This window comes from Qipengyuania citrea, assembly GCF_009828015.1.
Classification (GTDB): Bacteria; Pseudomonadota; Alphaproteobacteria; order Sphingomonadales; family Sphingomonadaceae; genus Qipengyuania; species Qipengyuania citrea.
Map to the genome: position 1 here is coordinate 1 of NZ_WTYG01000005.1, position 12,553 is coordinate 12,553.

At 59.6% G+C, this 12,553-nt stretch carries 12 protein-coding genes, 1 tRNA gene and 2 pseudogenes; 1 reads left to right on the forward strand and 14 read right to left on the reverse strand.

All coding sequences use genetic code 11. From position 1 onward, the window contains the following. Positions 1–32: 32 nt before the first annotated feature. The 5 genes and pseudogenes from GRI55_RS13590 to GRI55_RS13610 form a co-directional block, all read right to left on the reverse strand. Positions 33–1,120 (reverse strand): annotated as a pseudogene (locus tag GRI55_RS13590) (IS3 family transposase); the annotation flags it as partial. Positions 1,121–1,529: 409 nt separating this feature from the next. Continuing rightward, on the reverse strand, positions 1,530–2,837 hold the full coding sequence (tviB, locus tag GRI55_RS13595) for a Vi polysaccharide biosynthesis UDP-N-acetylglucosamine C-6 dehydrogenase TviB (RefSeq protein WP_237452559.1): 1,308 nt from the start codon (positions 2,835–2,837) through the stop codon (positions 1,530–1,532). Further along, positions 2,834–3,850, reverse strand: a complete 1,017-nt coding sequence (locus tag GRI55_RS13600; protein ID WP_160767549.1) for an NAD-dependent epimerase/dehydratase family protein — start codon at positions 3,848–3,850, stop codon at positions 2,834–2,836. Before GRI55_RS13600 ends, tviB begins: the two co-directional genes overlap by 4 nt. A 371-nt stretch (positions 3,851–4,221) precedes the next feature. Then, positions 4,222–4,481, reverse strand: a pseudogene (locus GRI55_RS15050) (glutamine--fructose-6-phosphate transaminase (isomerizing)); the annotation flags it as partial. 23 nt (positions 4,482–4,504) lie between these two features. Continuing rightward, positions 4,505–5,230, reverse strand: coding sequence for a queuosine precursor transporter (locus GRI55_RS13610; protein ID WP_063510573.1), 726 nt, complete (start codon positions 5,228–5,230; stop codon positions 4,505–4,507). Positions 5,231–5,291: 61 nt separating this feature from the next. Here GRI55_RS13610 and GRI55_RS13615 point away from each other — a divergent pair. After that, a tRNA-Arg gene (locus GRI55_RS13615) sits at positions 5,292–5,368 on the forward strand. A 100-nt stretch (positions 5,369–5,468) separates the two neighbouring features. Here the strand turns inward: GRI55_RS13615 and GRI55_RS13620 are convergent. The 9 genes from GRI55_RS13620 to GRI55_RS13660 form a co-directional block, all read right to left on the reverse strand. Beyond that, positions 5,469–5,798 carry an Hpt domain-containing protein gene (locus GRI55_RS13620; RefSeq protein ID WP_160767551.1) on the reverse strand — a complete coding sequence of 110 codons (330 nt, stop codon included), beginning with the start codon at positions 5,796–5,798 and terminating at the stop codon, positions 5,469–5,471. A 149-nt stretch (positions 5,799–5,947) separates the two neighbouring features. Then, on the reverse strand, positions 5,948–8,347 hold the full coding sequence (locus GRI55_RS13625) for an ATP-binding protein (protein ID WP_160767552.1): 2,400 nt from the start codon (positions 8,345–8,347) through the stop codon (positions 5,948–5,950). A 262-nt stretch (positions 8,348–8,609) separates the two neighbouring features. Continuing rightward, on the reverse strand, positions 8,610–9,398 hold the full coding sequence (locus tag GRI55_RS13630; protein WP_202392519.1) for an NUDIX hydrolase: 789 nt from the start codon (positions 9,396–9,398) through the stop codon (positions 8,610–8,612). Positions 9,399–9,688: 290 nt separating this feature from the next. Beyond that, positions 9,689–10,018: a Grx4 family monothiol glutaredoxin gene (gene grxD / locus GRI55_RS13635; RefSeq protein WP_050600158.1), complete on the reverse strand. Its 330-nt coding sequence runs from the start codon at positions 10,016–10,018 to the stop codon at positions 9,689–9,691. 34 nt (positions 10,019–10,052) lie between these two features. Next, positions 10,053–10,286 (reverse strand): BolA/IbaG family iron-sulfur metabolism protein, encoded by a 234-nt coding sequence (locus GRI55_RS13640; protein ID WP_050600159.1) that lies wholly within the window; start codon positions 10,284–10,286, stop codon positions 10,053–10,055. A 4-nt stretch (positions 10,287–10,290) separates the two neighbouring features. Then, entirely contained in the window at positions 10,291–10,617 is a 327-nt protein-coding gene (locus GRI55_RS13645) for a DUF1476 domain-containing protein (RefSeq protein ID WP_050600160.1), read from the reverse strand. Positions 10,618–10,709: 92 nt separating this feature from the next. After that, the gene (locus GRI55_RS13650; RefSeq protein ID WP_063507103.1) at positions 10,710–11,708 is read right to left on the reverse strand and encodes an NADPH:quinone oxidoreductase family protein; all 999 of its coding nucleotides are present in this window, start codon (positions 11,706–11,708) and stop codon (positions 10,710–10,712) included. Further along, positions 11,705–12,310, reverse strand: coding sequence for a 3-isopropylmalate dehydratase small subunit (gene leuD / locus GRI55_RS13655; RefSeq protein WP_063507104.1), 606 nt, complete (start codon positions 12,308–12,310; stop codon positions 11,705–11,707). Before leuD ends, GRI55_RS13650 begins: the two co-directional genes overlap by 4 nt. A 79-nt stretch (positions 12,311–12,389) precedes the next feature. Continuing rightward, the gene (locus GRI55_RS13660) at positions 12,390–12,548 is read right to left on the reverse strand and encodes a hypothetical protein (protein ID WP_063507105.1); all 159 of its coding nucleotides are present in this window, start codon (positions 12,546–12,548) and stop codon (positions 12,390–12,392) included. Between the last annotated feature and the right edge of the window lie 5 nt (positions 12,549–12,553).

Consider the following 12,553-nt stretch of genomic DNA (forward strand, 5'->3'; position numbering starts at 1 on the left):
TGACATGACCCCTAGCGTTCCTCCAGCTGGGATTAGAGTCGATCGGGTTTGTTGCGCATGGGTGCGGTTGAAGCAATGAGCTGCGTGGCGGAGCCCGTCGGGCGTAGCGACGCAGCTCATTGCTTATTCAGTTTGGCGACGAACGCCGCCGGGGTTGCGTAGCCAAGCGCTGAGTGTGGTCTCTCACGGTTGTAACCCTCGATTCAGGCCGCGATCTCGCGCCGGACATGAGCAAGGGTGAGGAAGAGCGTCTCATTCAGCAGTTCATCGCGCATGCGGCCATTGAAGTTCTCGCAGAAGCCGTTCTGCACAGACTTCCCTCGCGCGATGTAATGCCATTCCACGCTGATCTTCCGCACCATGCCAGCACCGCGTTGCTGGTCAGCTCGATACCGTTATCGCTGACGATCATCCCAGGCTTGCCGCGCCCGGCGATCAGATCCGCCAGCTCGCGCACGACGCTGCGATTAGAGACCCTATGTATCCGGCACCGCTCGCAGGCACTTTCTAGGCATATCATCGGCGATACTGGGCACGCGGAACCGGCGCCCAGACGCCATCTGATCATGCACAAAGTCCAGGTTCCAGCGCCGGTTCGGCAGAGCCAGGATCGGAGCCGGCGCTTTGGTCCCGACAGCGCGTTTGCGACTGCGTCGCCAGCCCTTCCTCCTGATGATGCACTGGGTCTTCTTGCGGTTGACCATCACGCCCTCCCGGCGCAGCAGGATGTGCAGACGGCGATAGCCGAACCGACAACGCTGGTTGACCAGTTCGCGCAGCTTCTCACGAAGCGCGGCGTCATTCTCCGGCGTGGAACGGTAGCACATGCTCTTGCAATCAGCGCCAATGATCCGGCACGCCCGCCGCTCGCTCATCTCATGGCGGTCCTGAAGATGAACCATAGTTTCCCGCTTCCCGCCGAGCACTAGAATTGCTTTGCCACCAAGTCCTTTGAGGCAAACCAATCGAGCATCGCATCCGCCAACAACCGCTTCAGCTTCGCGTTCTCGCTCTCAAGCGCTCACACACGTCGACACTCGGTAACCTCTAGCCCGCCATACTTCGACTTCCAAATGTAGATAGTCACTTCCGACATCCCGTGTCGATGAGCCAGGTCAGCTCGCTCCCAATCGCAGGAAAATCAAAGGGACACGTCACAACACAACGACTAAGGCAGCACGTCAAGCGATACAGCCTAGTTAAGCGAGCTTTTGTACGTTGTTCTGGTACTATGGGTGCGACTAGAAGCCCGGTACCAAACGAAATCGGCTGACCTCCACCTTTGATTTGTCGAGTGGGTCGGAGATCGCCAGATGCTCATAACTGCCCGGCGATGCACATCGGCGTCGACACCTTTCATTGCCGCCCCAAGTCCCTATAGGGCCTCTCACCTTGCCCGGCTAACTGCAGAGCGCAGCGAGCTGAGTGGCTTTGCGACAGATCCGAACCATCAACCGCGGGACAAAGGTCCAGAGGATTACTTTCCACATAAGCGCTAAGTAAATAAAGTAAGTTCCCGCCCGAATGCCTTACAGTCGCAAATCAGAAAAACCCTCATCTACCAGATATTTCAGATCATAAATTACCCGGTTCGTCCGACAGAACGTTGAAATTCGTTCCGCGCCAAGCGCCTTAAACTCTCTATGGGCAACAGCCAGTACTACACCGTCGTAAATATTTTCGCCGGGCGAGTCGATTAAATCCAAGCCATACACAGACTTTGCCTCAAAAGGATCAGCGAGTGGGTCGAAAACGTCAACACATACGCCGAAGGAGGCGAGCTCATTGATTACGTCGACGACCCGTGTATTTCTAAGGTCCGGGCAATTTTCTTTAAAGGACAACCCCATTACTAAAACCCGGCTACCATTAACCTGAATGCGCTTTTGTAGCATCGCTTTAATCATTTGGCCGGCTATATAAGTTCCCATCCCATCGTTCAGTCGGCGGCCGGCCAGAATTATGTCAGGATGGTAGCCAATCTCCTCAGCTTTATGAGTTAGGTAGTATGGATCTACTCCGATGCAATGCCCGCCCACCAAACCGGGGCGAAACGATAAGAAATTCCATTTCGTTCCTGCTGCTTGTAGCACCGCCTCAGTATCGATTCCCAAACGATTAAATATAATAGATAGCTCGTTAATCAATGCTATGTTGACATCGCGTTGTGTATTCTCAATTACTTTGGCGGCTTCAGCTACTCGTATCGATTCGGCAGGGTATGTTCCTGCAGTAATAATTGATTTATAAAGATTGTCGACTAACGTTGCGACGTTATCTGTCGATCCAGAAGTCACTTTGCGAATGTCAGGTAGGCGATGCTCTCTGTCGCCAGGATTGATCCTCTCCGGGCTATAGCCGCAGAAAAAGTCATAGTTATAGGTCAGGCCTGAACATTGTTCGAGAACTGGAACGCACTCTTCCTCTGTCGCGCCAGGATAAACTGTAGATTCATAAATAACGACGTCCCCTCGTTTAAGAAACCTGCCAACAGTTTTCGATGCGTTTAATAGCGGTGAAAGATCAGGACGCCGATGCACGTCTATTGGCGTTGGAACCGTGATAATGTAGATATTACATTGAGCTAGCTCCGTCGGATCAGTTGAAAAGTGAAGCCCCTTTGCTGCTGCGAGTTCATTCGCATCAGTTTCAAGCGTCACGTCTCGACCTCGTTGCAATGCCTCTATTCGAGCCTCATTGATGTCAAAACCCAAAACTTCCCGTTTACGAGCAAATTCAACCGCTAGTGGGAGGCCAACGTAGCCCAATCCTATCACAGCGATCCTTAAGTGTTCAAATGAAGGAAGTGTCGCTACACCAAGCATTTCTGATTTCATTTTCCCGAATACTCCCGAAACCATGCTACAAAATCGGTGATGCCGGTGCGAAAATCCGTTCTAGGGCGATAGCCAGTCAGCTGTTCAAGCAACGAAGCATTAGCCCAAGTTGCCGGGACGTCGCCCCGCTGCATCGGCAGATAATTACGCTCTGCCTTGAAGCCCAATACTGCTTCGATTGCTTCGATAAAATCGAGTAGTCGGACTTTGTCATTGTTACCTATGTTGACAATGCGAAATGGCGCGACGGGGCTCAACGAATCGCCCGGCACAATGTCTGAATGGGCCGCCGGTCGCTCGGGTGCGGTGTCAATCAGCAAGCGGATCGCGCGAACCAGATCGTTGACATGTGTAAAATCCCGATACATGTCTCCATGGTTGTAGATATCGATGGGTTTACCATCGAGCATAGCATCAACGAATTTATAAAGTGCCAGATCTGGGCGGCCCCAAGGGCCATACACCGTGAAAAATCGAAACATAGTTGTCGGCAAGTTCCACAGGTGAGCATACGCGTGCGCCATGGATTCATTGGCCTTCTTGGTCGCCGCGTAAATCGTCAATTGGGTGTCAGCCTTTTCAGTTTCGACGAACGGCATCTCTTCGTTCGCGCCGTAAACTGAGGAAGTGGAAGCCATCAGTAGATGCTGGACCTTGAGCCTGCGGGCGGCTTCCATCACATTGAAAGTGCCAACAACATTGCTGTCGAGATAGGCGCGTGGATTTTCGAGACTATAACGAACGCCAGCCTGCGCAGCTAGGTGGACGATGACATCTGGCGCGAATGCATCTATCGTCGCGTCGAGCAAACCCTGATCCTCAAGCATGCCCTCGGTCGCCATAAAGGCAGGGTCCTCGCAGAGGCGGCGGTGACGCTCCCGTTTCAGCTGAACATCATAATAATCTGTCATCCCGTCATAACCGGCAACGACAAAGCCCTCGGACAGCAGCAGCTTGGCGAGGTGAAAGCCGATAAACCCGGCTGTACCACTTATGAACACTTTGCTTGGCAAGAAGGTCCCCTAGGATTACTCGGCTTCAGTGCGAGTCAGTCACCCAGAGCGCTTGGCGCGCACAAGGGACGATTGCAAGCATCAGATGAAAGCAATTTGTTTGCCCGTTGGGAGGAACGAAAATGTGGCCACGGACCAGCAGCGTGGGGATCACTCGACTGTCACCGCATTGGCGGGAATGCGAGGCTGATAGACGGCTGTCCTTGGCGCAGACTACGTGATAGGCCTACAATATCAACCGTATCGCATAGACCAGCGCACGTTGACCAGCGACACGTTGAGCGGTTAGCCACTGGGCATCTCGATGATGGCGATGCAGACCGCGCCCGCTGCTGCCAGTCTATCAGCGTCCGAGACCAGCGCGTGCCGTCGCGCGCGCGGAATTCGTTCGCGACATTGAAATCGACCGGTGCGCGAGCGATCTGTTCGAACCAGTATTTGGCGACCATGCGGTCTAAAAGGCGGTGCGCGATGCGACTATGGCTACCCGGCGGATCTTCGAGATGTCGAAATCGAAAAGCGGCAACGCGATCGGATTGTCCGACTGGGGCAGGTAGGAGCGCAGCGTCGGCGCGACCACGGTCGGCTGCTCGAAGATTTCCTCCTGCATGAAGTCGCGGCAATCGCCCTTGCGGTCCCGGCCTCCCGCCGTGTTCAGCGCTTGCTGGATGCAAAAGGCGAGAAGTCGGTATCGGTGTCGAACAGCTCGACCCCTTCGGCGCGTTTGAGCGCGCCGACCGCGGCATAGGTGACTGGGGTCAGCAGCGCCTCCCACAGCGTCTTGATCGCCCATTGCGACAGCACGACCTGCCACAGCAGCTCGACTGGCCATCCGGCCAGGCCCCAGAAGGCCAGCGGGTAGAAGATCAGGCTGTCGAGACCCTGGCCGATCACCGTCGATCCGATCGTGCGCATCCACAGATGGCGCCCCTGCGTCCACACCTTCATCTTGGCGAGGACATAGCTGTTGGCGAATTCGCCAGCCCAGAAGGCGACCATCGACGCGAGTACGATCCGCCAGCTGTTGCCGAACACGAACTCGTAGGCTTCCTGTCCGGGCCAGCCCTCCGCCGGCGGCAACTGCACCACGACCCACGCCATGAAAGCCATGAAGAGCAATGCGGCAAAGCCCGTCCAGATGACCCGCCGTGCACGGGCATAGCCGTATACTTCGGTCAGGATGTCACCGATGATGTAGCTGACCGGGAAGAACAGCACCCCGGCGCCGAACGACCATTCGCCGATGACCGGCAATATGACGTAGCTCGGTTTCGATGCGCCGATTAGGTTCGACAGCAACAGGATGGTGACGAAGGCCGCCATCACCAGATCGTAATAGCGAAAATGCGGTGCGGGCGTATTCGTCGGAGCGTTTTCCATCGCAAACACGGTTAGTGCCGATTGGCCTGCCGTGAAAGGCACGTTATGGCAGCCCCGGAGCGCGCCCGTAGTTCAACTGGATAGAGCACGAGCCTTCTAAGCTTGGAGTTGCAGGTTCGAGTCCTGCCGGGCGCGCCAATTTCCCGAGAGGGAGACCTTGCGCCGTTCTTGCAGGATGGCGCTTGCGGTCGGATCGCAATCGATCTCCCGTCTATCCACTTACCGGGTCCCCTGCGCTTCAGGACGGTGGGGTTTCGCAACCTGCCAGGCGTGGCCGCAGCATTTCGAGCAGCTGGCGGGTTTCCTGCTGGTCTGCGGATTGCAGGAGGCGGCGTTCATCGACCCGGCACCGTTCGCCGAGGTCGGCTTCGCCGAAATAGGCGGCCACCCCGGTGACCTGGTGGAGAAGCTCGGCAATTTCCTGCTTCTGCTCAGCATCGATAGAGTGGCTGGCAAGAGCGGCATCGACCGCGTCCAGGCTGGCTTGTCGGCGCTGTTCGAACAGGGCGCGCAGTTCGGGATCCGTTTCCTCTTCGATCGGGTCGTCCACGGGCGGCCTACCTTTCATCGCCGGTTTCCTCCGTCATGCGCCTCCCGAGCGCTATTATCCCACCCGCGCGCTTGCCGGGCCGCGCACCGCAAAGTCTGCCTGCAAGTCTGCGGCTTGGCAACGGCCGATCACCCCGCTTGCCGGAGTGCCCGCGCGCGGCTGATCGCTCAGGTGTCGAACCAGTGCCGCAGTTCGTCGAGAGCGCGACCGATATTCGCGTCGTCGGCGGCAAGCTTCAGATCCCGTTCGATCCGGCCTGCAAGCTGGCCGAGTTCTTCGTCACCGAAGTATTTGGCGATGCCGGCCATGACGTGGAGCTTGTCGCGCAGCAGGTCGCATTGCGCGGAACCAAGCATGTCCTCGCCCTCGAGCGCGGCAAGCTGGTTACGCAGTTCGAGCTTGCGCTGTTCGTACATGTTCCGGGCATCGTCCACATCCACCGAAAGGTCGGTTTCCGCCAACTCGCCGGATCCCGGCGTCGGTTTGGTGAGCCATTGTTCGAGACAGGGGCCAAGCCGTTCGGCCGAGATCGGCTTGGCGACATGGTCCTGCATGCCGGCTTCCATGCACAATTCGATATCGTCGGCATAGGCATTCGCGGTAACCGCGATGATCGGCAGTTCGCGCGGACCGACGCCATTCGCGCGGAGCGCGCGTGACGCTTCGAGCCCGTCCATGACCGGCATCTGCATGTCCATCAGCACGGCATCGAACGGTTGGCCCTGCGCCTTCGCCTCCATGACCTGCTGGACCGCCTGCTGACCGTCGTCGGCGACCTGCGTTTCCACTCCCAGGCGCGAGAGCATCGCGACGATGAGCTTCTGGTTTATTTCCGCGTCCTCCGCCAGCAGCACCCGCCGCCCGGCCAGCGCCGTGCGGTAGCTCGATGCCGAGTTGTCCTGTTTGGCGGCGGACTTCTGCGCAGGGCATTTCGCCAAGGGCAAGACAAGTTCGAAAGTCGACCCCTTGCCCGGCGTGCTCTCGGCGGTCAGCCGGCCGTCCATCAGTTCGGCGAGTTGGCGCGCAATCGCCAAGCCGAGCCCCGTGCCACCGCCCGAAGCGCTGGCCTTGCCCTTGCCGAAATTATCGAGCTGCGCGAATTCCTCGAAGATGTAGGCAAGCTGGTCGGGCGGCACGCCGATACCGGTATCGATCACCCGGAACACGATCTTGCCGTCTTTTTCGCAGGCCTCCACGCGCACCGATCCGCGCTCGGTGAACTTGATTGCATTGCCGACGAGGTTGAGGACGATCTGGCGGATGCGCAACTTGTCGCCAATGCCTTCGGGCATGTCCGGGGGGACATCTATGTCGAGCTTGATACCCTTGGCCTTGGCATTGGGTTCGAACAAGCGCGCGCTGCTGCGTACGATATGCCCGAAATCCACCGGTTCGCGGGTCAATTGCATCCGGCCGGCCTCGATCTTCGACAGGTCGAGCAATTCGTTCAGCAGGCGCAGCATGGCCTTGCCCGAATCCGAAATCATCCGCGCATAGTCGTGGTGCTCTTTCTCGAGCTCGCTTTCGAGCAGCAGATCGGCGAACCCGATCACGCCGTTCATCGGCGTGCGGATTTCATGGCTCATATTGGCCAGGAAATGTGCCTTGGCCTGCGAAGCACGCTCGGCAATGTCGCGCGACTGGCGGAGTTGCTCTTCGGCCTCCACCGTTTCGGTGATATCCTTGAAAATGCCGAATACCGTGACGACTTCGCCTGTTGGGGCGGTTTCGGCATTGCCCAGGCTGGCCACATGGCGCAGCTCACCGTCGGGGCGCACGATACGGGCCTGGAATTCGAAATTGGCCCCTTCGGAAAACGCCTTGTCGACCATTTCCGAAACCCGCGCGCGATCTTCTTCACAGTAGAAGTCGAGACCGGAAGCCACGTCGGGGACGAAGTCCTTGTCCACGCCATGGATGCGATAGACCTGATCGGACCAGAACAGCGTGCCTTCCTGCACGTCGACCCGCCAGTGTCCGATATTGGCGCTCTCCTCTGCCATCTGGAGCAGGCGGTTGTTTTCGCGCAATTGCGCGTTGCGCTCGCTGTCGCGCAATTTCTGGCGTCGCCGTCCGCCGATATCGCGCACGACGCCCACGAAATCGCGTATCTCGCCATCGTCGCACCAGCGCGTCGTCATATGCGCTTCGAGCCACACGTAATGACCATCGGCATGCTTGTGGCGGTAAGTGGTCAGCGTCGACGAAACCTCGCCGTTGAACAGCTTTTCGCTGGCTTCCATGGTGAGCGCGCGGTCATCGGGGTGGATGGCGTTGATCGGCGAGAGGCCGATCATTTCCTCGGGCGTGAAACCCAGCAGCCACTTGCATGACGGGCTGACATAGCGGCGGACGCGATCGGGACCGATGGCCACGATCATGTCGGGCAGACCCTCGACGACTTCCTCGATCGTGGGGGCGGCAGGCTCGGTCTTGGCGGGCAGACCAGCGACGGCTTCGGTCTTGCCGCGGTTGCTGCTGCGTGCGGTACGCCACAGCGCCAGCAGCACGACCGAGACGGCACCGAGAGCGAAGCCGAGCAGACCCGATTGCAAATCCATGCTCATGTCTACGACGCCCGACCCCGAGTTTTGCGCACTATTGCTCCTGCGGTATGCAAGATAGCGGCTGTTGGTACAATCCCGCCGGAAAGAACCGAAAAGGCCGTCGAGAAATGGCGGGCACTATCAACAGGCTGTACATGACGGGCGCTTAAAAAAGCTTTGGGCCGCAATGTGGGAAACCCTGATGTTTTTCGCATAAAAGCGCTCTGGCCAGACGGGTCGCATTACGGATCGCCAGCCCGGGGGCCTGGTCGATCCGGCGAGATTAGCCGCGCGCCGCATTCTCCAGCGGTTCGCCGGTGACCGGATAGCCGAAATCCTCACCTATATGCAGCCATGACCGGCCATCGGTATCGTCGATGAAGGGGGTAATGGTGCGCACGGGGATGGCTTCCGCCTGCGCGCGCGCGGCCGCGAAACTGTCGAACATCGCCAGCCGTTCGAGATTGCGCCGAGTCGGAAAGATCACCTTGATGTCACCCTGTTCGGCAGCGTCGAGCGCACCTTGTGCGCTGATCCAGAACAAATGCGTGTTTTCCGACAGGTCGGCTTCGATCTCGACCGCCCCGGTGCCCAAATCGGCCAGATAGAAGCGCGTATCATAGACACGCGGGATCCGTTCGTTCTTGGGAAACCAGCGCGCAAACGGCACCAGCTGGTCCAGATCGAGTTCCCAGTTGAAATGTTCGAGCACGGGGGCAAGCTCGCCGGTTTGCTGAAGGAACCGGCGTGCGGCACGCGCCTTGTCGGCATCGATTTCGCCCGCAAGCCCGATCGCGAGACCCGTCTCCTCCAGCGTTTCGCGAACCACTGCGACCTGGTGGGCCGCCTCTTCGGGATCGAGCGGTCCGCCGATCCGCGCGCCGAGATCGAAATCGGCGGGATCGACCCGGCCGCCCGGGAACACCGCCATGCCGCCGGCGAATACCATTTCGCGCGAACGGATCGTCATCAGGATTTCCGGCGGGCCGCCGGCCGGCGCATTGCGGAATATGACGACGGTGGCAGCGGGAATGCCTTCGGGCCCGGCTTGTGGTTGTTCGCTCATGCCCATGTTGTGGCGGGGGGAGGGGGGAATGCCAAGCGCAAAGGTAAACAGCGCCTGTCGGGCTATTTTACACTAAGCATCGCGGGAAAAATCGCGTTTACCATTGAGGTGCGCCGGATAGCAGCGTTGCATGGAGTTTGGCACGGGGGATGCATATCGATGGGTATCATGTTCGGTCTTCAACGGAATGCTCCCCCCAGCATCCGGACGAACAAAAGGCCCGCCCGGTTCTCCACCCGGCGGGCCTTACCCGTTCTGGGAGGATACGGCGCGCGTGACGCCGTATCGCAAAATCATCAAGACGCCTTGGCGACCTGCTTTTCGTCGAGCATCTGCTGGAGTTCGCCGGCTTCGAACATCTCCATCATGATATCGCTGCCGCCCACGAATTCGCCCTTCACATAAAGCTGCGGGATCGTCGGCCAGTCCGAATAGGCCTTGATACCCTGGCGGATCTCCATGTCCTGCAGCACGTCGACGCTGTCATAGGCGACACCGCAGTGATCGAGAATGGCCACCGCGCGGCTGGAAAAGCCGCACTGCGGGAAGAGCGGCGTGCCCTTCATGAAAAGCGTGACGTCGTTGGCGCCAACGATGTCGGCGATGCGCTGGTTGGTGTCGGACATCGGCCCGTCCTTTGTATGAATCTGGTGGTCGGAATCAGGTGGGGGCTTGGGTGGTGAGTTGCAAGGCGTGCAGTTCGCCGCCCATGCGCCCGCCCAACGCGTCATACACCAGCTTGTGCTGCTTGACGCGTGTCAGCCCCGCAAATTGGGGCGCCGTGACCTTGGCCGCCCAGTGGTCGTTATCGCCCGCAAGGTCGCGCATCTCGACGCTGGCACCGGGCAGGGCTTCCTCGATCAACGCGACGATGTCGTCGGCAGCCATCGGCATCCGATCAGGCCCCGTCGCTCATGAACTGGCGCCGCGCTTCGACAGCGCATTCTTCCAGCTTGGTGCGGATATCGGACTCGCTGACGTCGCAGTCGGCCGCTGTGAGATCGCCCAGCAGCTTGCGGATCACGTCTTCGTCGCCCGCTTCCTCGAAATCGGCCTGCACGACCGCTTTCTTGTAAGCGTCGGTTTCCTCGTCGGTCAGTCCCATCAGGCCTGCCGCCCATTCGCCGACCAGGCGGTTGCGCCGGGCGGCGATCTTGAAGGCGTTTTCCTCGTCAAAGGCGAACTTGGCTTCCTCGCCGCGCTCGCGATCCTTGAAATCGGTCATGATGGTCCTCTCGGGATGGAATCTTGGGGGCCGGAATAGGCCCGGCCCCGCAAGCCCGCAAGGGCGCTTGTGTGATCCTCCCGCGCGAGCAGCTATTCCATTGTGACCACGAGCTTGCCGATCGCGCCGCGGTTTTCGAGCTTGGCGATGGCCTCATGTGCGCGTTCGATCGGATAGGTTTCGCTGACCAGCGGATTGATCTTGCCCGCCTTCCACAGGTCGAACAGTTCCTCGATATTGCGCTGATTGCGCTCGGGCTCGCGCGCGGTAAAGGCGCCCCAGAACACGCCGCGGATGTCGCAGCTCTTGAGCAGGGTGAGGTTGAGCGGCATCTTGGCGATCCCGGCGGGGAAGCCGATCACGAGGAAACGGCCTTCCCAGGCGATCGCGCGCAATGCGGGTTCGGAATAATCGCCGCCGACGATGTCGTAGACGATATCCGCGCCATTGGGGCCGACCGCCGCCTTGAAGTCGCTCGCCAGTTGCTTGGAGGTATCCTTGTCGAACGGCGCGCGCGGATAGATCACTACTTCGTCGGCGCCGTGCTGCCTGGCGACTGCGCCCTTTTCCTCGGTCGAAACCGCGGCCACGACGCGGCAGCCATAGGCCTTCGCCAGTTCGACCGCCGACAGGCCGACACCGCCCGCTGCGCCGAGCACGAGGACGGTTTCGCCCTCCTTGATATCGCCGCGGTCCTTCAGGCCGTGGATCGTGGTGCCATAGGTCATCAGCAGCGCGCTGGCTTTTACCAGGTCGATCCCCTCGGGCACCTTGAACAGCCGTTCGGCCGCCACCGCGACCTTTTCCTGCAGCCCGCCATTGCCGATGCCGCACATCACGCGGTCGCCCACGGCGAAGCCTTCGACGCCCTCGCCCAGTGCCTCGATCGTGCCCGAGATCTCGCCACCCGGAGCAAACGGGCGGGGCGGCTTGAACTGGTACATGTCGCGGATAATCAGCGTGTCGGGAAAATTGATGGCGCAGGCAGCGACCTTGACCAGCACTTCGCCCTTGGCGGGGGTGGGGGCGTCGATATCCTCGACGACCAGGGTTTCGGGTCCGCCGGTTTCCTTTGAAAGGACTGCCTTCACGCTGCTTCTCTCCTCTGTGGTTTGTCGAGCCAGGGCAGGGCGCCCCCGCGCGTCTGTTCGTGTTGTGTGATGGCGCTTTCGCTGCCCAGCGTCAGGCCGATCTCGTCGAGTCCCTCGAGCAGGCAGCGTTTGCGGAACGGATCGATCTCGAATGCGAAGCGATCCTGGAATGGCGTTGTGACGACCTGGTTCTCGAGGTCGATGGTGATCGGCTGCTCTTTCGCGACCTCGAGCAGGCGATCGACATGTTCCTGCGGCAATTCGACCGCGAGGATACCGTTCTTGAAGGCGTTGCCGGCGAAAATGTCGGAAAAGCTGGGCGCGATCACTGCGGCAAGACCCATGTCGAGCATCGCCCATGCGGCATGTTCGCGGCTCGATCCGCAGCCGAAATTGTCGCCCGCGATCAGGATCGGCGCCTGCGCGAAATCCTCGACATCGAAGGGGTTGCCCGGGGTTGCGCGGATCGTCTCGAACGCGCCTTCGCCGAGGCCTTCGCGGCTGACCGTCTTCAGCCAGTGCGCGGGAATAATCACATCGGTGTCGATATTTTTCAGCCCCAGCGGAATCGCGCGGCCTTCGATCGTGGACACGGCTTTCATCGCACGGCCCCCGCCACGCGTGGCGCAGTCCCAAATCCTGATTTCGGCGCCATGGCTCTCCCCCCAGCGACGTGTGAGATCAATCGGTTTCGGGATTTTCCCCCGAAGGGATCGGACCCGGCTGGCGCGGTCCGTTCTTCTTTTCCTTGCGCTTGTTCGCATAGAGCAAGGCTGCGGCAACGGCGGCGGAGCCGATGGCCCCGACGATGGCGGCTTTTCCGGAAAGCTTCTTGGTCATCGGTT